The sequence below is a fragment of the Demequina salsinemoris genome (assembly GCF_000974805.1).
GTDB classification, from domain to species: Bacteria; Actinomycetota; Actinomycetes; order Actinomycetales; family Demequinaceae; genus Demequina; species Demequina salsinemoris.
In genome coordinates this window covers 390,333-416,677 of the sequence record NZ_BBQZ01000002.1, presented here as the reverse complement: position 1 = coordinate 416,677, position 26,345 = coordinate 390,333, and the positions used below count along the sequence as shown (strand labels likewise).

General features: G+C 70.6%; 24 protein-coding genes. 5 read left to right on the top strand and 19 right to left on the bottom strand.

Features of this window, described 5'->3' with window-relative positions:
* Nucleotides 1-101: 101 nt before the first annotated feature.
* Nucleotides 102-998 (bottom strand): LysR family transcriptional regulator, encoded by an 897-nt coding sequence (locus tag AOP78_RS05500; protein ID WP_062202209.1) that lies wholly within the window; start codon nucleotides 996-998, stop codon nucleotides 102-104.
* Between the two features lie 71 nt (nucleotides 999-1,069).
* Between AOP78_RS05500 and AOP78_RS05495 the strand changes: the two genes are divergently transcribed.
* Both AOP78_RS05495 and AOP78_RS14700 read left to right on the top strand, forming a co-directional pair.
* On the top strand, nucleotides 1,070-2,056 hold the full coding sequence (locus AOP78_RS05495) for an EamA family transporter (RefSeq protein ID WP_062202208.1): 987 nt from the start codon (nucleotides 1,070-1,072) through the stop codon (nucleotides 2,054-2,056).
* Between the two features lie 186 nt (nucleotides 2,057-2,242).
* Complete coding sequence (locus AOP78_RS14700) at nucleotides 2,243-3,085, top strand: endonuclease domain-containing protein (RefSeq protein ID WP_083979851.1); 843 nt, start codon at nucleotides 2,243-2,245, stop codon at nucleotides 3,083-3,085.
* 291 nt (nucleotides 3,086-3,376) lie between these two features.
* Here the strand turns inward: AOP78_RS14700 and aspS are convergent, their stop codons facing one another.
* Both aspS and hisS read right to left on the bottom strand, forming a co-directional pair.
* Entirely contained in the window at nucleotides 3,377-5,164 is a 1,788-nt protein-coding gene (gene aspS / locus AOP78_RS05485; RefSeq protein WP_062202206.1) for an aspartate--tRNA ligase, read from the bottom strand.
* A gap of 125 nt (nucleotides 5,165-5,289) precedes the next feature.
* The gene (gene hisS, locus AOP78_RS05480) at nucleotides 5,290-6,642 is read right to left on the bottom strand and encodes a histidine--tRNA ligase (protein ID WP_062202205.1); all 1,353 of its coding nucleotides are present in this window, start codon (nucleotides 6,640-6,642) and stop codon (nucleotides 5,290-5,292) included.
* Between the two features lie 64 nt (nucleotides 6,643-6,706).
* Between hisS and AOP78_RS05475 the strand changes: the two genes are divergently transcribed.
* The 3 genes from AOP78_RS05475 (at nucleotide 6,707) to AOP78_RS05465 (ending at nucleotide 9,805) form a co-directional block, all read left to right on the top strand.
* Nucleotides 6,707-7,525, top strand: coding sequence for a peptidylprolyl isomerase (locus tag AOP78_RS05475; protein ID WP_062202204.1), 819 nt, complete (start codon nucleotides 6,707-6,709; stop codon nucleotides 7,523-7,525).
* Nucleotides 7,522-9,108, top strand: coding sequence for a DUF349 domain-containing protein (locus tag AOP78_RS05470; protein ID WP_062202203.1), 1,587 nt, complete (start codon nucleotides 7,522-7,524; stop codon nucleotides 9,106-9,108). Before AOP78_RS05475 ends, AOP78_RS05470 begins: the two co-directional genes overlap by 4 nt.
* A gap of 115 nt (nucleotides 9,109-9,223) precedes the next feature.
* Nucleotides 9,224-9,805 carry a hypothetical protein gene (locus AOP78_RS05465; protein ID WP_062202202.1) on the top strand — a complete coding sequence of 194 codons (582 nt, stop codon included), beginning with the start codon at nucleotides 9,224-9,226 and terminating at the stop codon, nucleotides 9,803-9,805.
* Between the two features lie 112 nt (nucleotides 9,806-9,917).
* On the opposite strand, the gene AOP78_RS05460 is transcribed toward AOP78_RS05465, so the two are convergent.
* The 16 genes from AOP78_RS05460 to thrS all read right to left on the bottom strand — a co-directional run bounded on the left by AOP78_RS05460 (nucleotide 9,918) and on the right by thrS (nucleotide 26,242).
* Nucleotides 9,918-12,170 carry a RelA/SpoT family protein gene (locus tag AOP78_RS05460; protein WP_236685301.1) on the bottom strand — a complete coding sequence of 751 codons (2,253 nt, stop codon included), beginning with the start codon at nucleotides 12,168-12,170 and terminating at the stop codon, nucleotides 9,918-9,920.
* Nucleotides 12,171-12,200: 30 nt separating this feature from the next.
* Nucleotides 12,201-13,283, bottom strand: coding sequence for a protein translocase subunit SecF (gene secF, locus AOP78_RS05455; RefSeq protein ID WP_062202200.1), 1,083 nt, complete (start codon nucleotides 13,281-13,283; stop codon nucleotides 12,201-12,203).
* Nucleotides 13,283-15,181 (bottom strand): protein translocase subunit SecD, encoded by a 1,899-nt coding sequence (secD, locus tag AOP78_RS05450; protein ID WP_062202199.1) that lies wholly within the window; start codon nucleotides 15,179-15,181, stop codon nucleotides 13,283-13,285. The genes secF and secD overlap by 1 nt, the downstream gene beginning before the upstream one ends.
* 82 nt (nucleotides 15,182-15,263) lie before the next feature.
* Nucleotides 15,264-16,319 (bottom strand): Holliday junction branch migration DNA helicase RuvB, encoded by a 1,056-nt coding sequence (gene ruvB / locus AOP78_RS05445; RefSeq protein WP_062202198.1) that lies wholly within the window; start codon nucleotides 16,317-16,319, stop codon nucleotides 15,264-15,266.
* On the bottom strand, nucleotides 16,312-16,902 hold the full coding sequence (ruvA, locus tag AOP78_RS05440) for a Holliday junction branch migration protein RuvA (RefSeq protein WP_062202197.1): 591 nt from the start codon (nucleotides 16,900-16,902) through the stop codon (nucleotides 16,312-16,314). Before ruvA ends, ruvB begins: the two co-directional genes overlap by 8 nt.
* 52 nt (nucleotides 16,903-16,954) lie before the next feature.
* A complete protein-coding gene (gene ruvC, locus AOP78_RS05435; RefSeq protein WP_062202196.1) occupies nucleotides 16,955-17,509 on the bottom strand; it encodes a crossover junction endodeoxyribonuclease RuvC in 555 nt (184 codons plus the stop codon).
* 3 nt (nucleotides 17,510-17,512) lie between these two features.
* Nucleotides 17,513-18,268: a YebC/PmpR family DNA-binding transcriptional regulator gene (locus tag AOP78_RS05430; protein ID WP_062202195.1), complete on the bottom strand. Its 756-nt coding sequence runs from the start codon at nucleotides 18,266-18,268 to the stop codon at nucleotides 17,513-17,515.
* Between the two features lie 95 nt (nucleotides 18,269-18,363).
* On the bottom strand, nucleotides 18,364-18,849 hold the full coding sequence (locus AOP78_RS05425; RefSeq protein WP_062202194.1) for a tetratricopeptide repeat protein: 486 nt from the start codon (nucleotides 18,847-18,849) through the stop codon (nucleotides 18,364-18,366).
* Nucleotides 18,846-19,448, bottom strand: a complete 603-nt coding sequence (gene pdxT, locus AOP78_RS05420; RefSeq protein ID WP_062202193.1) for a pyridoxal 5'-phosphate synthase glutaminase subunit PdxT — start codon at nucleotides 19,446-19,448, stop codon at nucleotides 18,846-18,848. Before pdxT ends, AOP78_RS05425 begins: the two co-directional genes overlap by 4 nt.
* Complete coding sequence (locus AOP78_RS05415; protein WP_062202192.1) at nucleotides 19,445-19,951, bottom strand: NUDIX hydrolase; 507 nt, start codon at nucleotides 19,949-19,951, stop codon at nucleotides 19,445-19,447. Before AOP78_RS05415 ends, pdxT begins: the two co-directional genes overlap by 4 nt.
* Before the next feature lie 2 nt (nucleotides 19,952-19,953).
* Nucleotides 19,954-20,856: a pyridoxal 5'-phosphate synthase lyase subunit PdxS gene (gene pdxS / locus AOP78_RS05410; protein ID WP_062202191.1), complete on the bottom strand. Its 903-nt coding sequence runs from the start codon at nucleotides 20,854-20,856 to the stop codon at nucleotides 19,954-19,956.
* Nucleotides 20,853-22,007: a glycosyltransferase family 4 protein gene (locus AOP78_RS05405; RefSeq protein ID WP_062202190.1), complete on the bottom strand. Its 1,155-nt coding sequence runs from the start codon at nucleotides 22,005-22,007 to the stop codon at nucleotides 20,853-20,855. The genes pdxS and AOP78_RS05405 overlap by 4 nt, the downstream gene beginning before the upstream one ends.
* Before the next feature lies 1 nt (nucleotide 22,008).
* Nucleotides 22,009-22,902, bottom strand: coding sequence for a phosphatidylinositol mannoside acyltransferase (locus AOP78_RS05400; RefSeq protein WP_062202189.1), 894 nt, complete (start codon nucleotides 22,900-22,902; stop codon nucleotides 22,009-22,011).
* Nucleotides 22,899-23,636: a phosphatidylinositol phosphate synthase gene (gene pgsA, locus AOP78_RS05395; RefSeq protein WP_083979850.1), complete on the bottom strand. Its 738-nt coding sequence runs from the start codon at nucleotides 23,634-23,636 to the stop codon at nucleotides 22,899-22,901. The genes AOP78_RS05400 and pgsA overlap by 4 nt, the downstream gene beginning before the upstream one ends.
* A gap of 45 nt (nucleotides 23,637-23,681) precedes the next feature.
* Nucleotides 23,682-24,233: an HIT family protein gene (locus tag AOP78_RS05390; protein WP_062202188.1), complete on the bottom strand. Its 552-nt coding sequence runs from the start codon at nucleotides 24,231-24,233 to the stop codon at nucleotides 23,682-23,684.
* Nucleotides 24,234-24,235: 2 nt separating this feature from the next.
* Nucleotides 24,236-26,242, bottom strand: coding sequence for a threonine--tRNA ligase (gene thrS / locus AOP78_RS05385; RefSeq protein WP_062202187.1), 2,007 nt, complete (start codon nucleotides 26,240-26,242; stop codon nucleotides 24,236-24,238).
* Nucleotides 26,243-26,345 lie beyond the last annotated feature (103 nt).

Below are 26,345 nucleotides of genomic sequence, written 5' to 3'. Positions count from 1 at the left end.
CGGCCAGCCGGCGCCCAGCGGCAACGAGGACGCGCTGCTCTGTGACAAGGCCCACAGGCTATCGGGGACACGTCTCAGATTTCTCAGAAAGGGGCGAGACGTCAGCCGCTCAGCGCTTGCCCCTCCTCTGCGAGCAGGTTCAGCACGGTTCTCACGGCGAGCCGCTCCACCCGGTCGGGGCGCGCAAGCGCGACGATGCTGCGCACCGCGTGCACACCCGCGAGCGGGATGAGCCGGTACGCGTCGCTCGGCGGGGTCGAGAACCTGGGGAGCATCGCGATGCCCAGTCCCTGGCCCACGAGAGCTTCGACAAGCCTGTTGTCCCGGATGCGGACGATGCGGTCGGCGCGTTCGCCGCACGACGTCTCGATGGCCTGCAGCACGGTGTCGAACGGAAACCCTTCCGGCACCGCGATCCAGGACTCGCCGACCACCTCGGCCGGCTCCAGCATCGTCCTGGCGGCGAGCGGGTGGGCAGTCGGGACCGCGATGTCGATCGGCTCGCGCGCGATCACCCTGCTGAAGACGCGCTCCGCGCCCACCGGGACGTCGGCGATCAGGCTGTGGCCGATCACCAGGTCGACGTCAGCGGTGCGAGAGGCATAGTCCGCCTCCGCGAGGTCGAAGTCGATCAGATCGATCTCGATCAAGGTGTCCGCAAGCCGCGAGAGCACGCCAGGAAGCAGCGCGGCGCCCGCGCTCGGCAGCGTGCCGATGCGCACGACGCCCGAGGGCTCTCCCCTGCCGGCATCGAGCCGCGCCTGCAGCGCGGTGATCGCGCCCAGCACGTCGTCGGCGCCGTCAGCCAGGAGCTCCCCGGCCCAGGTCAGGCGCAGGCCTCGCGACGCAGGCTCGGTGAGTCGCACTCCGAACTCGCGCTCCGCGCTCCTGAGCTGCTGCGACAAGGCCGACGGGGTGCGGAACGTCGCCTCCGCGACGGCGCCGAGCGTGCCCCGGTCGCGCAGCTCCCGCAGCAGTTCGAGGTGCCTCACTTCCATGAAGCCAGCCTACATAGTCCCTTCACAAATCTTCGCTGGTGCTTCACACAGCGCGGGCCCAGACTGGCCGCATGTCGACCCGCCACATCGCACTCGCCATCCTCACCGCCGTCCTCTGGGGCGTGAACTTCCTCGCGATCCACGCCTCGCTCGAGCAGTTCCCTCCCCTGTTCCTGGTGGCGCTGCGCTTCGCGATCATCGCGATCCCGACGATGCTGCTGGTCCCGCGTCCCCGCGTTCGCCTGCGGTGGCTGATCGGCTACGGCCTCGGCTTCGGCACGTTCCAGTTCCTGTTCCTCTACCTCGGCATGGCCGCCGGCTTCCCCACCGGGCTGTCGTCGCTCGTGCTCCAGGCGTCGGCGCCGTTCACCGTCGTGCTGGGCGCGGCGCTGCTGCGCGAGCGGATCGGCGCCCGGGCGGGCTTCGGAGTCGCCGTCGCCGCCCTCGGACTCGTCGTCGTCGGACTCTCCTACGGCGCGGACGCCCCGCTGTGGCCGTTCCTCCTGGTCCTGCTGGGCGCGCTCGCGTGGGCGTTCGGCAACCTCGCGAGCCGCCAGGCCCGCGCCGAGAAGCCCCTGCACCTCGTGCTGTGGATGAGCGTCGTGCCGCCGCTGCCGATGCTCGCGATCTCGCTGATCGTCGAGGGCCCCGGCGCCATCACCACGTCCCTGAGCACCTCGTTCACCGCTGCGGCGGCACCCGCGTGGATCGGCCTGGCCTACACGGTCCTGCTCGGGACCCTCGCGGGCTCGGGCATCTGGGTGTGGCTCATGTCGCGGCACCCCGCGGGCGTCGTCGCCCCGTTCTCGATGCTCGTCCCCGTCGTCGGCATCGTCACCGCATGGCTCGCACTGGGCGAGCGCCCGGGGCTCGGCGAGCTCGCGGGAGGCGTGCTGGTCATCGGCGGCGTGCTGTGGGCTTCGCGTGCGTCCCGGATCGCTCCCCCGACGCCGACACCCGCATCGTCCCCGGCACCCGACCCGCTCTCCGCCACCGCATCGTCCGCCACCGCATCGTCCGCGGCCCTTACTCCCGCCGCACGTGCTGCACACAGATAGCAATGCACCCGGCGTGGCGGCCCGCTCAGACGCCGCGACACGCCTGGCGCAGACCGAAGTGTGTGCAGGACGTGCGGCGGCGCGCCCGCGCTGACGCGCCATCCACATCCCGCGTTCGCGCCCGGCCCCTCCCCAGATGAGCGGACCGCTCCCGCCTTCCTCGGCTGTCGGTCGTGTGATCGGCCCATGGATCCGATGGAAGTGCTTCACGACTTCGGCGGCGCCGCGCGCCGCGAGAGCCTGCTCGCCGCCGGAGTGACGTTGTGGAGCATCAGAACCGCGCTGGAGCAAGGACGAATCGTCAGAGCTTGGCGGGGCGTGTACGCAGTACCGGGTGCTGAGTGGCATCCCACGCTCGCCGCAGTATTCCGAGGTCGGCCGACATGCGTGACACTTCTCGCATCGCGGGAGCTGCCACTGCTGAGACGGCCGCGCGGCCTGCATCTCGCGGTTCCGCGGAACCGGGCGCGGACTGCCGGTGATCGTCGACGCCTCAGCGGCGTCACCCTGCATCGGCTGCCAGGCGATCCCGCCGAGGGGCCTGCGGAGATCATCGAGGCACTGAGGTGCGCGTCGCGGTGCCTCCCGTTCGAGGAGTGGGTGGTCCCGGTGGATGCCGCCCTGCACCAGGGGGTTGTCTCGTTGTCCACCGCAGTGGCGCTGTGGCGCGGTGACTCACGCACGCGGACAGACGTCCGAGCGTGCCTCGACCCGGCTGCAGAGTCGCCCGCCGAGACGGTGGCACGGCTTGCCCTGATCAGGTCGGGGCTGATTCCGCGCAGCCAGGTGGAGTACGACGGGATCGGCCGAGCGGACCTCCAGGTGGAGCATGTGGTGGTCGAGGCGGACGGCCGCGACTACCACTCCGATCCCGCCGCGTTCACACGCGACCGGAGTAAGGACCGACGCCTGAGGCGGCTGGGACTCACCGTGCTGCGCTACGCGGCATCCGAGGTATTCGCCGATCCGGACCAGGTGGCACGGGACGTGCATGAGCTCCTGGCGACGCCGCCGGGTGCAGTGGCGTGACGTGCAGTGGCGTGACGTGCAGTGGCGTGACGTGCAGCCGCCCGCCGGCCCGCACGTGCTGCACACAGATGACCGTGCACCAGGCGTGTCGGGCTTGCGACACGCCGATCGCAGACCTAGTTGTGTGGAAGACGTGCGGGACCCAGAAAGGCAGACGGCGGGAAGGCAGGAGGACAGGACGCAGAACGCGTGACGAACCGGCGGCGGCAGCCAGCCGGCCAACCCCGGAACGCCGCAGGGCGGGCCCCCTCACGGGAGCCCGCCCTGCGGAACGGATGAGTCAGGCGCGGATCAGGCCTCGGCCTTCTCCTCGGCCTTCTCCGCGTCCTTGTCCTCCGGCACGAAGTCCACGCCGGCCTCCTTGCGCTGCTCCGGGGTGATGGGAGCGGGCGCGTCGGTCAGCGGGTCGTAGCCGCCGCCAGACTTGGGGAACGCGATGACGTCGCGGATGGAGTCGGCCTTGGCGAGCAGCGCCGTGACGCGGTCCCAGCCGAGCGCGATGCCGCCGTGGGGCGGGGCGCCGAACTTGAACGCGTCGAGCAGGAAGCCGAACTTCTCCTGGGCCTCCTCCTCGCCGATGCCCATGACGGTGAACACGCGCTGCTGGACGTCCTGGCGGTGGATACGGATCGAGCCGCCGCCGATCTCGTTGCCGTTGCAGACGATGTCGTACGCGTAGGCGAGCGCGGGGCCCGGGTCCGTGTCGAACGTGTCCATGAACTCGGGCTTGGGGCTCGTGAACGCGTGGTGCACGGCGGTCCAGGCCGACGTGCCGAGCGCGACGTCGTCGTCATCGGCCACGACGGGCTTGAACAGCGGCGCGTCGACGACCCAGCAGAACTCGAAGCGGTCCTCGTCGATCAAACCGACGCGTGCCGCGATCTCGTTGCGGGCCGCACCGAGCAGCGCGCGCGAGGCGTCGACGCCACCCGCGGCGAAGAACACGCAGTCGCCAGGGTTCGCGCCGACCTTCTCAGCGAGCCCGGCGAGCTCGGCCTCGGACAGGTTCTTCGCGACGGGGCCGGTGAGCGTGCCGTCCTCCTGGACCAGGACGTACGCGAGGCCCTTGGCGCCGCGCTGCTTGGCCCACTCCTGCCACGCGTCGAGCACCTTGCGGGGCTGCGAGGCGCCGCCGGGCATGACGACCGCGCCGACGTAGTCGGCCTGGAACACCCGGAACGGAGTCGAGGCGAAGTACTCGGTCAGCTCGGTGAGCTCGAGGCCGAAGCGCAGGTCGGGCTTGTCCGAGCCGAAACGCGCCATCGAGTCCGCGTACGTGATCCTCGGGATCGGCGTCGACACCTCGTAGCCGATGAGGGCCCAGATCTCCTTGACGAGCTCCTCGCCGAGCGCGATCACGTCGTCCTGGTCGACGAAGGACATCTCGACGTCGAGCTGCGTGAACTCGGGCTGGCGGTCCGCACGGAAGTCCTCATCGCGGTAGCAGCGCGCGATCTGGTAGTACTTCTCCATCCCGGCGACCATGAGCAGCTGCTTGAACAGCTGCGGCGACTGCGGGAGCGCGTACCAGGAGCCGGGCGACAGGCGCGCGGGCACCACGAAGTCGCGGGCGCCCTCAGGCGTGGAGCGCGTCAGCGTGGGGGTCTCGATCTCCAGGAAGTCGTGGCGGTCGAGCACGCGGCGCGCGGCCTGGTTCACCTTGGAGCGCAGGACGATGTTCGCGCGCTGCTTCGGGCGACGCAGGTCCAGGTAGCGGTGCTTGAGGCGCGCCTCCTCGCCGACGTTGACGTGCTCGTCGATCGGGAACGGGGTGGGTGCGGACTCGTTGAGGATGACGACGTCGGAGACGACGACCTCGATCTCGCCCGACGGCATGTTGGGGTTCGCGGAGCCCTCGGGGCGCTCGCGCACCTCGCCGGTGACCTGCACCACGTACTCGGTGCGCAGCGCGTGCGCGACCTCCTCGCGGATGACGACCTGGGCGAAGCCCGACGCGTCGCGCAGATCGATGAACGCGACGCCGCCGTGATCGCGGCGACGGCCCACCCAGCCGGCCAGCGTGACGGTCGTGCCTGCGTCGGCGGCACGGAGGTTTCCTGCGAGATGCGTGCGGAGCAAGGTCTGCCTTTCGTTCGCGCCATCAGCGGCGCAGAAGGGTTGGAGCGGGAATCAGTCTAACGGGGAGGGACGATGCGCGGTCGGCCGGGGTGTTGGACCTTGCCGCGGTCTCGTGCCAGGTCCGGTCAGGACGCGTCGGGACGGACGATGCCGGGGCGAAGGTCCGCTGCGGGGGGCGCCCAGGCGTCGGCGTCGGCCTCCACCTGATCGCCCGAGCGGATGTCCTTGACCTGGCCGTCCCCGTCCGGGGCCGGGAACCACACGAACGGGATGCCCCGACGGTCGGCGTGCTGGATCTGCTTGCCGAACTTGGCCGCGGTCGGGGCGACCTCGCACGGGATGCCCCGCGCGCGCAGCCTGTCGGCGATGCCGTTCGAGGCGGCGCGCGAGTCCTCGTCGGTCACCGCGACGAGCACGGCCGACGGCACGCCGCGTGTGGCCTCGACCAGGCCTGCTGACAGCAGGAGCGCGACGAGGCGGCTCACGCCGATCGACATGCCGACGCCAGGGAAGCCGCCCCCTGCGACGAGCGAGTCGTAGCGACCGCCCGAGCAGATCGAGCCGAAGCCCTCGTGCCCGTCCATGAACGTCTCGTAGACCGAGCCCGTGTAGTAGTCGAGCCCGCGCGCGATACGCAGGTCGGCGACCGCGGTTCCCGGCACGGCGGCGTTGACCGTCTCGACGAGCGCGGCGAGGGACGCGATGCCCCGCGCGAGCTGGGCCTCGGCTTCCGCGGCGTCGGCGACCTTGGTCGTCGTCTCCCACAGATCCTCGACCGCGGACGCGAACGACGCGTCCGGCGCGGAGATCTTCGCGAGCTCGAGCGCCGCGTCGGCCGCGCTCTCGGACACGCCCTGCTCCGCGAGCTCCGCGCGCACGCCGTCGGGGCCGATCTTGTCGAGCTTGTCGACCGAGCGCAGCGCGCCCGCGACGTCCTCGATGCCGACGCCCTTGTAGAAGCCCTCGACGAGCGCGCGGTTGTTGACGCGCATCGTCACCGTCGGGATGGGCAGCTCGCGCAGCGCGCGGGCCATGACGATCGCGACCTCGGCCTCAAGGTGCTCGGGCAGCATCTCGCGCGCCACGATGTCGATGTCGGCCTGGTAGAACTCGCGGAAGCGGCCCTCCTGGGGCCGCTCGCCCCGCCACACCTTCTGGATCTGCCAGCGCCGGAACGGGAACTGGAGCGCGCCCTGGTTCTCCTCGACGTACCGCGCGAAGGGCACGGTGAGGTCGAAGTGCAGCCCGAGCTTCGCCTCGGAGTCGCCCTCGGCGTTCAGGCGCTGCAGGACGTAGATCTCCTTCGAGGCCTCCGAGTCGCCGGCGAGGCGGTCGATCGGCTCGACGGCGCGCGTCTCGATCTCGCCGAAGCCATGCAGCGCGAACACCTCGCGCAGCGTCGAGAGCACGTGGGCCTCCACGACGCGTTCGCGGGGGGTCCATTCGGGGAATCCAGAGAGGGGTCGTACGCGAGCCATGCGGCCCATTGTTCCATTCCAGCGGGGCCTAGACTGACGGGGCCCAGAGCCAGGAGGAGCACAGGTGAGCAGCAGGCACAAGGCGGCGGCCAAGGAGCGCAAGGCCCGCGAGGAGCAGGCACGTCTCACGCAGCAGGCGGCCGCTCGGTCTCGCCGGCGCTGGCAGATCGTCATGTACGCCGCCTCCGCCGCGCTGGTCGCCCTCGTCGGCTACGCCGCGGTGTTCACGCTGATCCACTCCGGCTCCACGAGCGCTGAGGCCTCCGCCTCCGCCTCGGCCACCGCGACCGCCACCGAGGACGAGATCGAGACGGCGACCGGGTGGGGAGCCTCCCCGTCTCCCCCGCCGACCGGCATGGCTGAGGACAAGACCTGGACCGCGACGATCAGCACCAACCTGGGCGACATCGTCGTCGAGCTCGACGGCGAGGAGGCGCCGCAGGCCGTCGCATCCTTCCTCGCGCTCGCGGAGGACGGCTTCTACGAATCGACCGAGTGCCACCGCCTGACGACGTCCGGCATCTACGTCCTTCAGTGCGGCGACCCGCTCGGGACCGGCGCCGGCGGACCGTCGTACCGCTTCGGTCCGATCGAGAACGCCCCGGAGGACGGCGTGTACGCCGCGGGCACGCTCGCGATGGCGCGCACCTCGTCCAGCGCCTCGGACGCCGAGACCGCCGCATCGTCCATGGGAAGCCAGTTCTTCATCGTCTACGAGGACTCGGAGATTCCGGACGATGACGCGGGCGGCTACACCGTGTTCGGCCGAGTGGTGTCCGGCCTGGGTATTGTTGAGTCTGTTGCCGAAGCCGGCACGATCACCGGAGACACCGATGGTCGACCGGCACTGTCCGTCATCGTGAACGAGGTATCCGTTTCATGACTTCCGCCGATCGCCCCGCCGACATCGACGCCACCCCCACCCCCGAGACCGAGCCCGAGCTCGTCGTCGAGGCCGAGACCCCCGCGCCCGAGAGCGTGGAACCCGCTGAGGCTCCGGCCGAGGCAGAGGCAGAGGTGGCCGAGGCCGCCGCTGAGACCCCCGCCGAACCTGAGGCGCCCGCCGAGGCTGAGACCCCGGCGCCGCAGGCCGAGGCGAAGCCGCGCCCGCGGGCACCGAAGCCCCGCGCACCCAAGCCCGGCTCGTTCGCCCCCGCGACTCCCGCGGTGGTCGCGGCCCACGCGACCCACCCCGTCAAGGTGCCCGTGGTCGACGAGGTCACGGCCGACATGCTCGCAGCCGCCGAGGCCTTCGGCTCCGTCGACGGCGAGACGGTGTTCGTCGCGATCGAATCGGAGAAGTTCGAGGTCGGCGCCGCCAAGGGCGAGGACCCGCTCAAGCCGTACGCCGAGGCCTACTACGAGCTCAAGGCCTCGATCGAGCGCCTGCACGCCCGCCTCGAGTCCGCGGAGCTCTCCGTCAAGGACCTGGACGAGGCGCTCTCCTCCATCAGCGAGGGACTCGCCACGCCCGTCGTCGTGGGCGACATCTCGGCCCTGCGCACCCGCTGGACCGAGGTCGAGAAGGAGGCCACCGAGGCGCGCGAGCGCATCCAGGCCGAGCGCAAGGCCGCGCGTGAGGCCGCGCTCGCGGCCCGCGAGGAGATCGTGGTGCAGGCGGAGGCCCTCGCGGCCAAGCCCGAGGCCCAGGTCCACTGGAAGAACGACACGGAGACCCTCCGGTCGCTCCTCGACGGCTGGAAGGAGGCGCAGCGCAACGGCGCCCGCGTCCCCAAGGAGGCCGAGCGCGCACTGTGGCGCCGCTTCACGCACGCCCGCTCGTCGTTCGAGAAGGCGCGCAAGCACCACTTCGCCGAGCTCGACCGCGAGAACGCCACCGTCGCCGACCGCAAGGAGGCCCTCGTCACCCGTGCCGAGGCGCTCCAGTCCTCCACCGACTGGGACTCGACCGCTCGCGCGTTCCGCGACCTCATGAACGACTGGCGCAACGCCGGCCGAGGCCGTCGCAGCGTGGACGATGCGCTGTGGCGCCGATTCCAGGCAGCCCAGGACGGCTTCTTCGAGTCGCGCCGCGCGGCCTCCGACGCCGAGGACGAGGCGCTCGCAGGCAACGTGGAGGACAAGGAGGCCATCGTCGTCGAGGCGGAGGCACTCATGCCCATCACCGACCTGCGCAACGCGAAGCGCGCGCTCCGGTCGATCCAGGACCGCTTCGAGGCCGCGGGGCGCGTGCCTCGCGCTGACGCGGCGCGTCTCGCGAAGCGCATCGGCGCGGTCGAGAAGGCCGTCCGCGACGCCGAGGACGCCGAGTGGCACTCCTCCAACCCGGAGCTCGAGGCCCGCGTGTCGGGCGCGACCGCGCAGCTCCACGCCGCGATCGCCGACCTCGAGAAGGACCTCGAGAAGGCGAACGCCGCCGGCGACAAGCGCAAGATCAAGCAGGCCGAGGAGGCGCTCGCCGCCCGCAAGGCCTGGCTCAAGCAGATCGAGGCCGTCCAGGGCTGATCACAGCCGCGACTACGACGAGGCCGGCTTCACCCACGGGTGACGCCGGCCTTGTTGTCCCCAGGCGGGGGCTCTCGGCGGGCGCGCACGGGCCGCCTCCTGCGATCCTCGGCCCATGATCCTCGTACGCGAATCAGAGATCGGTTCCCCGGGCTACGCGCGCGCCGTCCGCGAGGGCAGCCTCATGCCGCTGACGGCCACCTCGGGTGCGCCGGTCGACATCCCGGCGTCTCCGACGCTCCGGGGCCTCGCGCTCAGCGTCGACATCCCCCGCGGCGCGGTGGTCTCCGGGCTCGCGGGCATCTGGGTCCTCCGCGGCGGCCTCCTGCCCTCAACGGTGGACGTCGTGCGGCGTTCCGGATCGCATCGGGCACGGACCTCCCCGCGCGGAGCGCAGAGGATCCGGATCCACGCCGCCGGCGCGACGGAGCTGCCGACCGTGGCCGCGGGACCCCTGGCGGTCGCCGCCCCGGCCCGCTGCCTCGTCGACGCCCTCAGATGGGCACCTCTCCGCCTGGCGATCCCTCTCGTGTGGCGCGAGCTGCGCGACGACGGCGTGAGCGAGCGGGAGGTCACCGCCGCACTGCTCACAACGGCGCCCGACCGTGCGCGAGTGCGCGCCGCCAGTGCATGGAGTGCGATCCAGGACGCATGGGCAGCGAATGGAGGCCAGCCGAAGTCCGCCTGCGCGGCGTAGGTGGGACAGGGCGGCGTGGCCTGTCCCCCCGTTGACCGGGACGGTCGCGTCGCGCTCGAGCCCGCGTCATGCACGAGCCCGCGTCATCCGCGAGTCCGTGGAGCCCGGACCGTCAGCGCCGGCGCGAACCGGTGATGCGCCGGGCGTCGTACACGCCCTCGATGCGGCGGATGGCGCCCAGCACCGCGCCCAGGTGCGACGGATCGGCCATCTCGAACGTGAAGGTGTTGAGCGCGACGCGATCCCTCGACGTCGAGACGTTCGCGCCCAGGATGTTCACGTGGTGGTCGGACAGCACCTGGACCACGTCGGACAGCAGCCGGTTGCGGTCGAGCGCCTCGACCTCGATCTGCACCATGTATGTGGCCTCGTGCTGGCCCGTCCACTGCACGTCGATGAGCCGTTCGGGCTGCTGGACCTTGAGGCTCGCCAGGTTGTCGCAGTCGGCGCGGTGCACGCTCACGCCCTGTCCGCGGGTGATGAACCCCTGGATCGCGTCGCCGGGAACGGGAGTGCAGCACTTGGCGAGCTTGACCACGACGTCCGCGAGCCCGTGGACGGACACGCCGGGGTCTCCCCTGCGGGTCTTCTGTCCAGTCCCCGGCCTCGTGATCTCGGTGAGGTCCTCGTCCGCGCCCTCGGCACCGCCCACGGCCTCGACCATGCGCGCCACGACGTCAGACGGCTGCTCCTTGTGCTCGCCGATCGCGGCGTAGAGCGCGTCCACGTCGTCGTAGTGCATCTCCTTGGCGAGCGCCAGGAGCGTGGACCGCGACATGAGCCGCTGCATCGGGAGGTGCTGACGACGGATCGCGCGCGCGAGCATGTCGCGCCCGGTCTCGACGGACTCCTCGCGGCGCTCGCGCGTGAACCACTGCCGGATCTTGTTCCTCGCGCGCGTGGACTGGACGAAGTCCAGCCAGTCGCGGCGCGGATGCGCGTTCTCGTCGGTGGTGGTGAGCACCTCGACCGTGTCGCCGTTCTCGAGCGTCGAGTCGAGCGGTACGAGGCGGCCGTTGACCTTCGCGCCGATGGTCTTGTGCCCCACCTCGGTGTGGACGGCGTAGGCGAAGTCGACCGGGGTCGCGCCCTGCGGCAGCGACAGCAGTCGCCCGCGCGGGGTGAAGACGTAGACCTCCGCGCGGGAGATCTCGCCACGCAGCGAGTCGAGGAACTCGCTCGGGGCCGCCGTCTCCTGCTGCCAGTCGGCGATCTGCCGCAGCCAGCCCATGTCGCCGGGGTTGCCCGTCGACTCCTGACCGGTGCGCCCGTTCTCCTTGTAGCGCCAGTGCGCCGCGAGGCCGTACTCGGCGCGACGGTGCATGTCATGCGTGCGGATCTGCAGCTCGACCGGCTTGCCGGACGGTCCGATCACCGTGGTGTGGAGCGACTGGTACAGGTTGAACTTGGGGGTCGCGATGTAGTCCTTGAAGCGACCTGGCACAGGCTGGTAGCGCGCGTGCATCGCGCCAAGGACCGCGTAGCAGTCGCGCACCGTGTCCACGAGGATGCGCACGCCGACCAGGTCGTAGATGTCGTTGAGGTCGCGGCCCCGGACGATCATCTTCTGATAGACGGAGTAGTAGTGCTTCGGCCGGCCGGTGATGGTCGCCTTGATGCGCATCTCGCGCAGGTCGGCGGCGATCTCCTCACGCACCTGCGCCAGGTACTTCTCCCGCTCGGGCGCGCGCTCGGCCACGACCTCGACGATCTCCTGGTAGATCTTCGGGTACAGCGCGCGGAACGACAGGTCCTCGAGCTCCCACTTGATCGCGTTGAGGCCCATGCGGTGCGCGAGCGGCGCGTAGATCTCGAGCGTCTCCTGCGCCTTCTTGCGCGCCGACTCGGGACTGACGAACTCCCAGGTGCGCGCGTTATGCAGGCGATCGCACAGCTTGAGGAGCAGGACACGGATGTCCTTGGCCATCGCGACGACCATCTTGCGGACCGTCTCGGCCTGGGCGGCGTCGCCGTACTTGACCTTGTCGAGCTTCGTGACCCCGTCGACGATCATCGAGATCTCGGGCCCGAACTCCTCCTCCATGCGCTCGATCGAGAAGTCGGTGTCCTCGACCACGTCGTGCAGGAGCGCTGCCGCGATCACGGACGCCGGCAGGCCCAGGTCCGCGACGATCTGCGCGACCGCGATGGGGTGGGTGATGTACGGCTCGCCGCTCTTGCGCTTCTGACCACGGTGCGCCTTCTCGGCGACACCGTACGCACGCTCGATCAGCTCGACACGCTCGCGCGGGTAGTGCGACCGGAAGGTCTCGATCAGCCCGTCGATCGCGGTCGGCTCGCGCTGGCCGCGACGCAGGAATCCCAGCGGACCCACGGACGCGGTGGAGGAACGTGTCTCAGTCAATCGATCCTCCTTCCGCGGCAGGTCCCCAGTCTACTTGCGGCCCTTGCGCTTCGGCTGCGACGACGTGCCGAGGTGCTCGCCGGGCTGCAGCGCGCCGACGCGGACCTCGCCGTCCTCGCCCATCGTGACGAGCGACTCACCGGACTCGCGCAGCGCGAGCACCTTCTCGGTGTGCTTCGCGATCTTCTCCTCGCGCGTGCGCAGCTGGACCTCGAGCGGCGTCGCGACGAACAGCGACGAGTAGGTTCCCACGGCCATGCCGATGAAGAGCGCGAGCGAGATGTCCTTGAGCGTTCCCGCGCCGAGCACGAACGACCCGATGAAGAGGATCGAGGCCACCGGGAGCAGCGCGACGACCGAGGTGTTGATCGAGCGCACGAGCGTCTGGTTGAGCGCGAGGTTCGCGAGCTCGCCGTACGTGAAGCGGTTCTGAGAGAGCACGTCCTTCGTGTTCTCGCGCACCTTGTCGAACACCACGACGGTGTCGTAGAGCGAGTAGCCGAGGATCGTGAGGAAGCCGATCACGGAGGCAGGGGTGATCTCGAACCCGATCAGCGCGTAGATGCCGACCGTGAAGATGAGGTCGTGCATCAGCGCGATGATGCCGGAGGCGGCCATGCGCCACGCGCGGAAGTACAGGGTCATGACGATCGACACGAGCACGAGGAACACGATGAGTCCCTGGGCGGCCTTCTTGCCCACCTCGGCGCCCCACGTCGGACCGATCTGCGTCGAGGCGACGTCCGCCTCGTCCACGCCGTAGCCGTCGGCGAGGGCCGCGGTGATCTCACGCGCGACCTCGATGTCGACCTCGCCCATGGACAGCTTGATGCGGTCCGTGCCGAGCGTCGACGCGAGCGGCTCGGAGTCCGGCGCGTACTCGTCGCCGACCTCCTGCGCGATCGACACGTCGTCCGAGTCGGTCGTCACGAGGAACTGGCTGCCGCCGGTGAAGTCGATGCCCAGCTGGACGCCGAAGATGAGCAGCGAGCCGATGGACAGCGCCATGAGCGCGCCAGAGATCGCGAACCAGCGCTTGCGCTGGCGGACGATCGGGTAGATCTTCTCACCCGAGTGCAGGGCGTTGCCCCACTGTGCAAGGTTCCCGGCCATCAGTTCTCTCCACCCTTCGCCGGCTCGGCGTCAGCATCCGCGTCAGCGTCTGCGCCGGTGCCGTTCGCGGCCTCGGCCTTGCGCTCCGCGAGCGACTTCTTCGACTCCGAGGAGCGCGTGCGCCCACGGCCCTTGTAGAACGAGTCCCTCCCGAGCTGACGCGGGTCGAGCCCGGACCACTTGTGCCCCTCGCCGAAGAACTTGGTGCGAGACAGCAGCACCAGCACCGGGTGGGTGAACAGGAACACGATGATGATGTCGATCACGGTCGTGAGGCCGAGCGTGAACGCGAAGCCGCTGACCGAGCCGACGGCGAGCAGGTAAAGGACGACGGCCGCGAGAAGGTTGATCGCGTCGGACGCCAGGATCGTGCGCTTGGCTCGCTTCCAGCCGCGCTCGATGGCCGCGGGGAGGGACTTGCCCTCGCGCAGCTCGTCCTTGACTCGTTCGAAGTACACGATGAACGAGTCGGCTGTCACACCGATCGCGACGATGAGTCCTGCCACACCCGCGAGCGAGAGCCGGTAGCCGATCATCCAGTACAGGAGGTCGACGGCCATGAAGGTCATGACGCCGGCGAGGACCAGCGATCCGACCGTGACGAGGCCGAGAGCGCGGTACTGGAACGCCGAGTAGATGACCACGAGGATCAGGCCGATCAGGCCCGCGATGAGGCCGGCCTCGAGCTGGTCCTGACCGAGCGTCGCGGGGATGTTGTCGTTCGACTGGAGCTCGAGCGTCAGCGGCAGCGCACCGAACTGGAGCTGGGCGGCGAGCTGGGCGGCCTCGGCCTGCGTGAAGTCGCCGGTGATCGACGCGGTGCCGCCGGAGATGCGGACCTGCACCGCGGGGGCCGAGATCACGACGCCGTCGAGCATGATCGCGAACTGGTCCTGCGGGCTGTCCAACTGGATGAGGCGCTGGGTGATGTCGTCGAAGATCTGCGTGCCCTCGTCGGTGAAGTTGAGGACGACCTCGTACTCACCGGTGAGCGCACCGGTCGTGTTGTACGACGGGCCGGAGGTCGCGCTCGCGACGTCCGAGCCCGTGAGCTCGACGGGACCCATGAGGTAGACGTAGTAGCCGTCCGAGGAGCACGCGACGTGCCCTGCGTCGGAGTCGCCGAGGTCGGCGCCGCCGAGGTTCGCCTCGTCGGAGCAGTCGAGGGCGTCGGCCTCGGCCTGGAGCTCGTCGGTGAGCCAGGTGAGGTCGGAGGCCGTGCCGGCGGCGGCGTCGTCGGAGCTCGTCTCGGCGCTCGCGCTGGCCGAGGCCGATGCGGACGGGCTCGCCGATGCGCTGGCTGACGCGCTCGCCGTGGGATCGGCGGCGGTCGCCGAGGCGGCAGGGGTGGCGTCCTCGGACGCCGAGTCGCGCAGCACGTTGCTCGCGGCGGAGGCCGAGCCCGAGGGCGTGGGGTCGGCGGTCGCCGACGCCGAGGCGGTCGCGCTCGCGGAGGCGCTCGCCGACGCGCTCGCGCTCGCCGAGGCCGCGGCCTCGGTGACCCATGAGGAGTACTGGTAGTTGAGAACCGGCCGGAACTGCAGCTGGGCGCTCTGGCGGACCAGGTCGATGGTCTCGTCGGATGGGTTGCCCGGCAGCGACACGACGATGACGTTCGAGCCCTGCGTCGTGATCGTGGCCTCGGACGTGCCGGACGCGTCGACGCGCTTGCGGATGATCTCGACCGCCTGCTCGAGGTCCTCCTGGGTCACCTCGGACCCGTCGGTGGTGGTCGCCTGCAGCGTGAGCTGGCGACCTCCCGCGAGGTCGAGGGCAAGGCCCGGGGCAAGGGTCGTGGCGCCGGTCACCACTCCCGCCGCGAGGGCTCCGTAGCCCACGACGAGGATGATGCCCAGCCACATGAGCGCGCGACGCGCGGCCTTCGCTGCAGTTGACACAGGTTTCCTTAACGTTGTTGCGCCCGTACGGGCCCTGGGAAGTCTAGCCCTGAGAATGCCCAGAGTCGAAAACCCCAGCGCGTCAGTCGAACAGTCGCGAGCCCCCGGTCGCCTCGCTCGGTCGATCAGGCGCCGACAGTCCCAGGTGCTCCCACGCGAGCGACGTCGCGATCCGGCCGCGCGGGCTGCGGCTCATGAGCCCCTCGCGGACCAGGAAGGGCTCGGCGACGGTCTCCACGGTCTCGGGCTCCTCGCCCACGGCGACCGCGAGAGTGGTGAGCCCGACCGGCCCCCCACCGAAGCGCGTGCACAGCGCGCCGAGCACGGCCCTGTCGAGCCGATCGAGGCCCATCGCGTCCACCTCGTAGACCTCGAGCGCGGCCTGCGCGGCCTCCATCGTCGCGCGCCCGTCGCCGTGCACCTGCGCCCAGTCGCGCACGCGGCGCAGCAGCCGGTTCGCGATGCGGGGCGTGCCGCGCGAGCGCGAGGCGATCTCCCCTGCCGCGTCATGGGAGATCGACAGCTCGAGCATCCCCGCGGACCGGACGAGGATCGCCTTGAGCTCGTCGGGCTCGTAGAAGTCGAGGTGCCCGGTGAAGCCGAAGCGGTCGCGCAGCGGCGCGGGAAGCAGACCCGCGCGCGTCGTGGCGCCCACGGCGGTGAACGGAGGCAGCGTGAGCGGGATCGACGTGGCGCCGGGCCCCTTGCCGACCACGACGTCCACGCGGAAGTCCTCCATCGCGAGGTACAGCATCTCCTCGGCGGGACGCGCGAGGCGGTGGATCTCGTCGATGAACAGCACGTCGCCCGAATCGAGCGAGCTGAGGATCGCGGCGAGGTCGCCCGCGTGCGCGATCGCAGGTCCTGAGGTCACGCGCAGCGTCGAGCCCATCTCCTGCGCGATGATCATCGCGAGCGTGGTCTTGCCGAGTCCCGGCGGGCCGGACAACAGCACGTGGTCGGAGGTTCCGCCGCGCGCGACGGCCGCGCGCAGCACGAGCGAGAGCTGCTCGCGCACCGTGCGCTGGCCGACGAACTCGTCGAGATTGCGGGGGCGCAGCGCCGCCTCCGAGGAGCGTTCGATCGCGTCGGCCTCGGCGCTCACGACGCGTTCCAGGTCATCGAGCTCGTCAGCCACGCGATCCTCCCAGCGACTTGAGCGCGGCCCTCAGCGTCTCGGGCACCGCGGCCTCCCCGACGGGGCCGTCGGACACGGCCTCGACGGCCTTCTCGGCCGCCTTGAGCTGGTAGCCCAGTCCCACGAGCGCCTCGACGACCTGCCCGCTCGCGTCCATGGACGATGCGGGGGCGCCTTCCTCGGGAAGCACGAGTCGGCCGCCGAGCTCGAGCAGCAGGCGCGCGGCCACCTTGGGGCCGATGCCCGGAACCTTCGTGAGCGCCTTCTGGTCGCCCGCCTGGACGGCGGCCACGAGCGAGTCGGGCGAGTGGACGGCGAGCATCGCGAGGGCCATCTTGGGGCCGACGCCCTGGACGTTCTGGAGCGCCTCGAACGTGTCGCGCTCGGATGCCGCGGCGAAGCCGAACAGCGTGAGCGAGTCCTCGCGCACCACGAGGTGGGTGTGCAGCGTGGTGTGCTGTCCGGTCCTGAGCTCGGACAGCGCCGCGGGCGTGGCCAGCGCGCGATACCCGACGCCGGCGACGTCGATCACCACCGCGGACGCTCCGACGTGCGCGACGGTTCCCGTCAGCTGCGCGATCACTCGGCCTCCTCATCGAACGTATGTACGAACGAGGCTACGGGATGGGACCGACCTATCCGCGCCGACGCGCCGCCCGCTCGGCCTCCGCCCACCTGCGTTGGGCGTCCGTCGTGGCCTTCGACGCCGTCGGCGCCGAGCCGCCTCGCCACGCGTGCGCGATCGCGATGGCGAGCGCGTCGGCAGCATCGGCCGGCCTCGGCATCTCGTCGAGCCCGAGCAGCCGCGTCACCATGGTGCCGACCTGCTGCTTGCCCGCACGGCCATCGCCGGTGACGGCGGCCTTGACCTCGGACGGGGTGTACAGCGCGACAGGGATCCCCCGTCGCTCGGCCGCGACCATCACGACGCCCGACACCTGGGCGACGCCCATGACCGTCGAGACGTTGTGCTGGGCGAACACGCGCTCCAGGGCCACGGCCTCCGGACGATGCGTCTCGAGCATCGTCTCCACGGCCTCGGCGATCTGGTGCAGCCGCCTGGGCACCGCATCGTCCGGGTGCGAGCGCGCCACGGACACGTCGACGAGCGCGATCCTCCGCGCCGCCAGCGCGTCCACGACGCCGAGCCCGCAGCGGGTGAGGCCCGGGTCGACGCCGAGGACCCGCATCGGCTACTCGGCCGCTGCCGCCTCGAGCACCTCGTCGGAGGCGTCCATGTTGGCGTAGACGTTCTGCACGTCGTCGCAGTCCTCGAGCGCGTCGATGAGGCGCAGCATCTTCTTGGCGCCCTCGACGTCGAGCTCGACCTTCATGGACGGGGTCCACACGGCCTCGGCCGAGTCATAGTCGATCCCGGCCTCCTGCAGCGCGGTGCGCACACCGACGACGTCGGTCGCCTCGGACGTGATCTCGAAGACCTCTCCGGCGTCCTCGATCTCCTCGGCGCCGGCCTCGAGCGTCGCCTCCATGAGCGCATCCTCGGTCGTGCCCTCGGCGGGCACGATGACCTGGCCCTTGCGCGAGAACAGGTACGCGACCGACCCCGGGTCGGCGAGCGTGCCGTTGTTGCGGGTCAGCGCGGTGCGGACCTCCATCGCGGCGCGGTTGCGGTTGTCCGTGAGGCACTCGATGAGCATCGCGACGCCGTTGGGTCCGTAGCCCTCGTACATGATGGTCTCGTACTGCGCGCCGCCGGCCTCGTCGCCCGATCCGCGCTTGACCGCGCGGTCGATGTTGTCGTTGGGCACCGAGGACTTCTTCGCCTTCTGGATGGCGTCGAACAGCGTCGGGTTGCCGGCAGGATCACCACCGCCGGTGCGCGCCGCGACCTCGATGTTCTTGATCAGCTTCGCGAACAGCTTGCCGCGCTTGGCGTCGATGACCGCCTTCTTGTGCTTGGTGGTGGCCCATTTGGAGTGACCGGACACGTGTGCTCCTCGTCGCGCAGGTTCTTGAACTGCCGACCATTCTACGCAGGCGAGAGGCGGACCCGCGTGCACCGCGGATAGCGCGGACGGCTGCGTCAGCCCTCGTCCGTGCCGATCGCGTCGGCGTAGCGCGTGATCGCCCCCTGATACAGCGCCAACGAAGGGGCGAGCGCGGCGAGCGCCGTGCGGAGCGCGTCATCGCATCGTCCCGCGTCGTGAAGCGCGAGGGCGAGGAAGGCCTGCGCGGCGGGAACGAGCTCCTCGCGCACGGGCTCGGACTCGAGGAGCGCGACGGCCTCCTCGGGCCTCCCGACGTTGCGCAGCGAGCTCGCGAGCTGGATCACCGCCTCGTCGCGACGCATGCCGTCGAGCCCGGCGGCGAGAGCACGGCGGTACAGCGGCACCGCGCCCTCCTCGTCGTCGACGAAGTCGTGCGCCGACGCGAGCTCGTAGAGGGCCGCGGCGCCGTCAGGAGCGTCGAGGCACAGCCGCTCGGCCTCCTCGACCGTCTCGGCGGCGCGCGACCGGTCCGCATGCGACCAGAAGTCGGCGACGTCCTGCTCCCACGGCGAGACGGTCATCGTCCCTCGACGATGTCGACGAGCAGCGCGTGAACGCGATCGTCGGGCGTGGCGCCGGGCGCGACGATCTCGGGGTGGAAGCTCGTGGCGATCGCGTTGCCGTGGCGCACGGCGACGGTGCGGTCCCCGTGCGCCTCGTCGACCGCGAGGACCTCGACGTCGTCCGAGAAGGACTCGACCCAGGGAGCGCGGATGAAGGTGGCGTCCATGTCCGTGCCGTCCGGGCGCCAGGTGAGCTTCACCTCGGACGAGTCGACCTGGCGGCCGAAGGCGTTGCGCCTCACCGTCATCGGGATCGCGCCGAGCGTCTGCTGGCCGTCGATGCCGCCGATGATGTCGGTCGCGAGCATGATCATGCCCGCGCACGTGCCGAGCACCGGAAGCCCGTCGGCCAGGCGCGCCTTGAGCGGCTCGTGGAGCTCGAAGATGCGCAGGAGCTTGTCGATCGTGGTCGACTCGCCGCCGGGGATCACCAGGCCGTCGACGGCCTCGAGCTCCGCGAGGCGGCGCACGCCCACGGCCTCGACACCGACGCGCGTGAGCGCCTGCACGTGCTCGCGCACGTCGCCCTGCAGCGCCAGCACACCGATCGTCGTCACTCGTCCACCTCTCCCAGGTTCACCGTCTCACCGTTCCACGCGAGGAACTCGTCCCACGACTCGCGCAGCCTGAGCGGGAACACCTCGATCTCGGCCTCGCGCAGCTCATGCTCGGCGAGCCACGCGATCTCATCGATCGTGTCGCGCTCCGCCGCGGTCCACCGCTGCTCGATGTGCGGATCGATCGAGTCGACCTCGAGCAGGTAGATCAGCTCGTGCTGCACATAGGGCCGGCTCATGAAGTCGAAGAACGCCGTGCGCTCCCACACCGGGCCGACGAGCTCCTGCTCGCCGCACACGATGCCCGTCTCCTCCGCGAGCTCGCGGACCGCCGCCTGAGCCGGGGTCTCCCCCGCCTCGAGCCCGCCGCCGGGCGTGAACCACCACGACCGCGAGGGCTGATGCGGGTCGTGCGCGCGCAGCACCAGCATGCGCCGGTCCCGCGCGACCACCAGCACCCGTGCCCCCTCGCGCACGACGCGCTCAGCGGGCTCGGGTGCCATGCTCACCAGCCGCGCTCGGCCAGGCGGTGGGGCTCGGGGATCTCGTCGACGTTGATGCCGACCATCGCCTCGCCGAGGCCTCGCGACACCTCGGCGATGACCGCCGGGTCGTCGTAGAAGGTCGTCGCCTTGACGATCGCCTTGGCGCGCGTCGCGGGGTCGCCGGACTTGAAGATGCCGGAGCCCACGAAAACGCCCTCGGCGCCGAGCTGCATCATCATCGCGGCGTCGGCCGGGGTGGCGATGCCGCCCGCGGTGAACAGCACGACGGGCAGCTTGCCGGTCTTGGCGATCTCCTGAACGAGCGGCAGCGGCGCCTGAAGCTCCTTGGCGGCGACGTACAGCTCGTCCTCGGGCATCGCGGTCAGCGCCTTGATCTCAGCGCGGATCTTGCGCATGTGGGTGGTCGCGTTCGAGACGTCGCCCGTGCCGGCCTCGCCCTTCGAGCGGATCATCGCCGCGCCCTCGGAGATGCGGCGCAGCGCCTCGCCCAGGTTGGTCGCCCCGCAGACGAAGGGAACCGTGTAGTTCCACTTGTCGATGTGGTGCGTGTAGTCGGCCGGGGTGAGCACCTCGGACTCGTCGATGTAGTCGACGCCGAGGCTCTCGAGCACCTGCGCCTCGACGAAGTGGCCGATGCGGGCCTTCGCCATCACGGGGATCGAGACGGTGTCGATGATGCCCTGGATCATGTCCGGGTCGCTCATGCGGGACACGCCGCCCTGCGCGCGGATGTCCGCGGGGACGCGCTCGAGGGCCATGACGGCCACCGCGCCGGCGTCCTCGGCGATCTTCGCCTGCTCGGGGGTGACGACGTCCATGATCACGCCGCCCTTGAGCATGTCGGCCATGCCGCGCTTGACGAGGTCGGTTCCGACCTGGGGGGCAGTGGTGGCTTCGCTCATGCTCTGTCTTCTTCCTTCGCCGACTGGGGACTCAGTTCGGCGTCAAGTCTAATGGCGTCGAGGTAGGTCTCCTCGACCCTCGGGACGACTTGGAGCCAATCGAAGGTGCCAGCGAGCGCCTGTCCGCGGCGCGCGAGCCTGCGGCGGGCGTTGCCGTCCCGGATGAGCGACACGAGCTCGCCAGCGAGGTACTCCGAGTCGCCCACGGGGAACAGCCTCACGGCGAGCTCGCCGTCGCCCGCGGTGCCCACGTCCTGGAACGCGGTCAGATCGCTCGCGACGACCGCGGCGCCCGCGGCCATCGCCTCCACGAGGACGATGCCGAAGCTCTCTCCCCCGGTGTTCGGCGCGACGTACACGTCCACCGAGGACATGAAGCGCTCCTTGTCCTTCTCGTCGAGCGGGCCGATCGAGGTGCCGCCCGCGCGTCGGATGCGCTCGGCGGTGCGCTCGGCGTAGCGGCCCGCGACCAGGAAGCGCGCGCCGGGGATCTCCGCCCGCACGTGCGCGATCGCTCCGAGGAACGTGTCCAGGCCCTTGCGCGGCTCGTCCATGCGGCCGAGGATGCCGATCGTGGGCTCCGCCGACGTCCCGCGCCACTGCTCACGCGGGACGGCCGAGACGTAGGTGCTGGTATCCACGCCATTCGGGATGATGTGCGTCGCCTCGACGCCGAGGTGCTGCTCGATCGTGCGCGCGGCCGAGGGCGAGACGGCGATCCGCGCGTCGAGCTCCTGATAGCCGGGCTTGATGAAGGGGCGGCCGATGCGCATGAGCGCCGAGTCGTCGTTCGAGGTGTGGAAGGTCGCGACGGTGGGACCGAGCCTCGCCCACATCGCGATGACGGAGATCGAAGGCGCGCCCGGCTCGTGCAGGTGGACGACGTCGAACCTGCCCTCGCGCAGCCACTTGCGCACGCGGGCGGCCGTGAGCAGCCCGAAGGACAGGCGCGCGGTCGAGCCGTTGTACGGGACCGGGATGGAGCGTCCTGTGCTCGTCACGTAGCCGGGCACGGGAGTGTTCGGCGCCGAGGGCGCGAGGACCGACACGAAGTGGCCGCGCGCGAGCAGCGCCTGCGCGAGGTCCATCACATGGAGCTGGACCCCGCCGGGGCGATCGAGGGAGTACGGGCAGACGATGCCGATGCGCATGTCACGCGTCCTCCACCCAGCCGAAGCGCTGCAGCATGTGCCAGTCCTCCGGATGGGCCGCCACGAAGTCGGCGAGCGACGATGCCCACTCCTGAGTCATCTGCTCCACCCGCTGCTCTCCCTCGAACCGGGCCGGATCGATCACCGGCCCGAACGAGAGCACGGTACCCCAGCGCGAGCGCGCGGCCCGGCGCCGCGCGCCGTGAAGCCGCTCGTACCTGACGAAGGCCGGCAGGATCACCCGGCCCGTCGCGGCCGCCAGGGCGGCGGGACCCGGCGCGACCCGTACCGAGCTGCCCCACATCGCCACCGCCACGCCCGACCCGGACAGGTCGCGGTCCGCGACGAGGCACACGAGCTGTCGCTCCGCCCGCGCGATGCGGATGAGCGATCGGAAGGTCGCGCCGCCCTCATGACCGAGGATCCGCATGCCGTGCCTCGCGCGCAGCGCAACGAACTCCTCGAACACCTCCTGAGGCTTGAGCACCTCGGCGACCGCGGTGACGGGCATCAGGTGACGCGACGCGTAGGAGCCGACCAGGTCCCAGTTGCCGTAGTGTCCGAGCACCGCGATGGCGGCGTCGTCTCCCGCGAAGACCCCGCGCGTCTCCTCCGACAGCTCGCAGCGCACGCGCGCGTCCACGGTGCGGGCGTCGAGGCGGCTCATCTCGAGCACCTCGGCGTAGTAGCGGGCCACGGACGCCAGCCCGCGCCGCGACAGCCGCCTGAGCGCACGCCCGTCGGCCCCGGTCACGCGCGCGAGGTTGTCCTCGAGCCGCCGCGTCGCCTTGGCATGGGTCGCCCAGCCGAGCATCGCAAGCGCCCATGCGAGAGCCCGGACGATGCTGGCCGGCAGCCAGCGCGAGGCGCGCCAGGCGAACAGGAAGGCGTTCATCGAGCGGCGGAGGTCTCCCCGTCGCCCGAGCCGTCCTCATGCCGGGCGGCCTCGGCGTGCGGACGTCCCGGCGCATCGTCCGGGTGATGCTGGTAGTCGAGCGAGTCGCGGTGGTGGTCCTGCGTCTCGGCCAGGTCCTCGCGATTGGCCAGGACGACGCGCCACGTGCGCTGCCCCACGGTGATCGCGGCGGCGGCCGCGAGCAGCCACAGCACGATCGTGAGGACCCACAGCGGGGCTCCGAGGCCCACGGCGAGGGTCGCGCCGAGGCCGAGCACGAGCCGATCCGACCGCTCCGCGATGCCGACCGCCGCCTCCACGCCGAGGCTCTCGGCCTTCGCACGCGCGTAGGGGACGAACGAGCCGATCGCGAGGCACAGGAGCGCTCCCAGGCCCGTCCACGTGTCGTCCCTGAACGTCCACGCGAGCGCGCCGAAGATCGCAGCGTCCGCGACCCGGTCGAGGGTCGAGTCGAGGAACGCGCCCAGGCGCGACGTCTTGCCGGACAGCCGCGCCATCGTCCCGTCGAGCATGTCGGTCATCACGAAGATCCCGATGACGAGCACACCCCAGGCGAGGCTCGTTCCGCCCCGGGGGAAGAACAGCGCCGCGCCGAGGACGACTCCGATCGTGCCGATGATCGTCACGGTGTTCGGGTGGATCCCCGCGCCGAGCAGCGCCTTGGCGGGGGCCTGCCAGATCTTGGCCATCAGCGGCCGCAGGCTCGAGAGCATCGTTGCCTTTCTTCTCAGGAGCGGTCGTGGGTCGTGGTCGGGGGCTCAGCGGCGCGCGGCCCAGGCCTCGCTCACGCGCTGCCAGGTGTCATCCAGCAGCTCGGGAACGGCCTTGGTGCGTCCGATGATGGGCAGGAAGTTCGCGTCGCCGGTCCACCGGGGCACGACGTGCTGGTGCAGGTGCTCGGAGATGCCTGCTCCCCCCGGGACGCCCTGGTTCATGCCGATGTTGAAGCCCTGGGTGCCGCTCAGCGCCTGGAGCACGCCCATCGCCTCGGCGGTGAGCTCCGCGATCTCGGCGCGCTCCTCGACGGTCGCCTGCGTGTACCAGCCGATGTGCCGATAGGGGCAGATCATGAGGTGCCCGGGGTTGTAGGGGAACAGGTTGAGCACCACGTAGCACGTCTGCCCCCGGTGGACGACGAGGTGCGCGCGGTCGTCATCCGTGACCTTCTTGCACAGCGGGCAGTCGCTGTCCCCTTCGATTCGCGATCGCTCAGAGGAGTGGGTGATGTACGCCATCCGGTGCGGCGTCCACAGACGCTCGAAGCCGTCGGGCTCCCCACCCATCGTCTCGGAGTCGACCACCTCGGGCATCGTCAGACCTGCGCCTTGTCCTTGATCGCCTGGACGATGCGCGCGACGGCCTCGTCCACGGGAACCTGGTTGTCCTGGCTTCCGTCACGGAAGCGGAACGACACGGCGCCCGCCTCGGCGTCCTCGCCGCCGGCGATGAGCACGTAGGGCACCTTCTCCTTCGAGGCGGTGCGGATCTTCTTGGGGAAGCGCTCGTCGGAGTCGTCGACCTCGACCCGCACGCCCTGCGCGCGCAGCTTCGCGGCGACCTCGTGGAGGTAGTCGTTGAAGGGCTCGGCCACGGGCACGCAGCGCACCTGGACGGGAGCGAGCCACACGGGGAACGCGCCCGCGTAGTGCTCGACGAGCACGCCAAGGAAGCGCTCGATCGAGCCGAACTTCGCCGAGTGGATCATGACCGGCTGCTGGCGCGAGCCGTCGGCGGCCGTGTACTCGAGGCCGAAGCGCTCGGGCTGGTTGAAGTCGTACTGGATGGTCGACATCTGCCAGGTGCGCCCGATCGCGTCCTTGGCCTGGACGGAGATCTTGGGACCGTAGAACGCGGCGCCGCCCGGGTCGAGCACGGGCTCGAGGCCGAAGCTCGCCGCGGTGGAGCGCAGCACCTCCGTGGCGGACTCCCACTGCTCGTCCGAGCCGATGAACTTGTCCTTCTTGTCGCCCTCGGTGTCGCGGGTGGACAGCTCGAAGTAGTAGTCGGTCAGCCCGAAGTCCTCGAGCAGCCCGGTGACGAACCTCAGGAGGTGCTCGATCTCCGCGCCCGCCTGCTCGGGGGTGACGTACGAGTGCGAGTCGTCCTGCGTCATGGCCCGCACGCGGGTCAGGCCGTGGACGACGCCCGACTTCTCGTAGCGGTAGACCGAGCCGAACTCGAAGAAGCGCAGGGGCAGCTCGCGATACGAGCGCCCGCGCGAGCGGAAGATCAGGTTGTGCATGGGGCAGTTCATGGCCTTGAGGAAGTACTCCTGGCCCTGCTTGGTGACGTTGCCCTGCTCGTCGATCTCCTCGTCGACGTGCATCGGCGGGAACATCGTGCCCTTGTAGTAGGGCAGGTGGCCCGAGGTGTAGAACAGCGCGTCCTTCGAGATGTGCGGGGTCGAGACGTACTCGAAGCCCTCCTCGATGTGACGCTGGCGGACGTAGTCCTCCATCTCGCGCTTGATGACGCCTCCGCGCGGGTGGAACACCACCATGCCGGAGCCGATCTCCTCGGGGAACGAGTACAGGTCGAGCTCTGCGCCGAGCTTGCGATGGTCGCGGCGCTCGGCCTCGGCCAGGCGGTCCTTGTACGCGACGAGCTCCTCCTTGGTGGGCCACGCGGTGCCGTAAACGCGCTGGAGCTGCGGGTTCTTCTCCGAGCCCTTCCAGTACGCGGCGGCCGAGCGCATGAGCGACCAGCCGTTCGCGAGCACCTTGGTGGTCGGGACGTGCGGGCCACGGCACAGGTCGCCCCACGCGCGATCGCCGTTCCTGCGCACGTTGTCGTAGATCGTGATGTCACCATCGCCGATCTCGACCGACGCGCCCTCAGCGGCGCCGGCCTCGTGATTGAGCAGCTCGCACTTGTACGGCTCGTGCGCGAGCTCGGCGAGAGCCTCGTCGCGGGTGACCTCGCGCCGCACGAAGGACTGCCCCTCCTTGACGATGCGCTGCATCGCCTTCTCGAGAGCCTTGAGGTCCTCGGGGGTGAACGGGGTCTCGACGTCGAAGTCGTAGTAGAAGCCGTTCTCGATGGGCGGGCCCACGCCGAGCTTCGCGTCCGGGTTGACCTGCTGAACCGCCTGCGCGAGCACGTGCGCGGTCGAGTGACGGAGCACCATGAGCCCATCGGGCTCGGCGATGGTCACTGCCTCCACCGTCGCGCCCGCCGGAACCTCGCGAGCGAGGTCCCACAGCGCGCCGTCGACGCGCATGACGAGCACGTCCCTGGCTTCTCCGAAGAGGTCCGACCCCGTCGTCCCGGCCGCGAGCTCTCGCTCGATGCCGTCGATGGTCGCGATGAGGCTGGACACGTTCGTGCTCCTTGATGCGTGGGCGTGAGAGTTACCGACACGATGCTACCGACCCCGGGCCACGCGCACGCACCGCCACGGCACGCGGGAACGCGCTTGATCG

Excerpts from the sequence above, each read along its gene's own strand:
- AOP78_RS05465 (WP_062202202.1), top strand. The coding sequence starts at position 9,224 with ATGATCCTCGTACGCGAATCAGAGATCGGTTCCCCGGGCTACGCGCGC.
- AOP78_RS05470 (WP_062202203.1), top strand. The coding sequence starts at position 7,522 with ATGACTTCCGCCGATCGCCCCGCCGACATCGACGCCACCCCCACCCCC.
- AOP78_RS05425 (WP_062202194.1), bottom strand. The coding sequence starts at position 18,849 with ATGACCGTCTCGCCGTGGGAGCAGGACGTCGCCGACTTCTGGTCGCAT.
- AOP78_RS05390 (WP_062202188.1), bottom strand. The coding sequence starts at position 24,233 with ATGCCCGAGGTGGTCGACTCCGAGACGATGGGTGGGGAGCCCGACGGC.
- ruvC (WP_062202196.1), bottom strand. The coding sequence starts at position 17,509 with ATGCGGGTCCTCGGCGTCGACCCGGGCCTCACCCGCTGCGGGCTCGGC.
- AOP78_RS14700 (WP_083979851.1), top strand. The coding sequence starts at position 2,243 with ATGGATCCGATGGAAGTGCTTCACGACTTCGGCGGCGCCGCGCGCCGC.
- AOP78_RS05405 (WP_062202190.1), bottom strand. The coding sequence starts at position 22,007 with ATGCGCATCGGCATCGTCTGCCCGTACTCCCTCGATCGCCCCGGCGGG.
- AOP78_RS05415 (WP_062202192.1), bottom strand. The coding sequence starts at position 19,951 with ATGGCACCCGAGCCCGCTGAGCGCGTCGTGCGCGAGGGGGCACGGGTG.
- secF (WP_062202200.1), bottom strand. The coding sequence starts at position 13,283 with ATGGCCGGGAACCTTGCACAGTGGGGCAACGCCCTGCACTCGGGTGAG.
- AOP78_RS05500 (WP_062202209.1), bottom strand. The coding sequence starts at position 998 with ATGGAAGTGAGGCACCTCGAACTGCTGCGGGAGCTGCGCGACCGGGGC.
- pdxS (WP_062202191.1), bottom strand. The coding sequence starts at position 20,856 with ATGAGCGAAGCCACCACTGCCCCCCAGGTCGGAACCGACCTCGTCAAG.
- AOP78_RS05495 (WP_062202208.1), top strand. The coding sequence starts at position 1,070 with ATGTCGACCCGCCACATCGCACTCGCCATCCTCACCGCCGTCCTCTGG.
- AOP78_RS05400 (WP_062202189.1), bottom strand. The coding sequence starts at position 22,902 with ATGAACGCCTTCCTGTTCGCCTGGCGCGCCTCGCGCTGGCTGCCGGCC.
- pgsA (WP_083979850.1), bottom strand. The coding sequence starts at position 23,636 with ATGCTCTCGAGCCTGCGGCCGCTGATGGCCAAGATCTGGCAGGCCCCC.
- hisS (WP_062202205.1), bottom strand. The coding sequence starts at position 6,642 with ATGGCTCGCGTACGACCCCTCTCTGGATTCCCCGAATGGACCCCCCGC.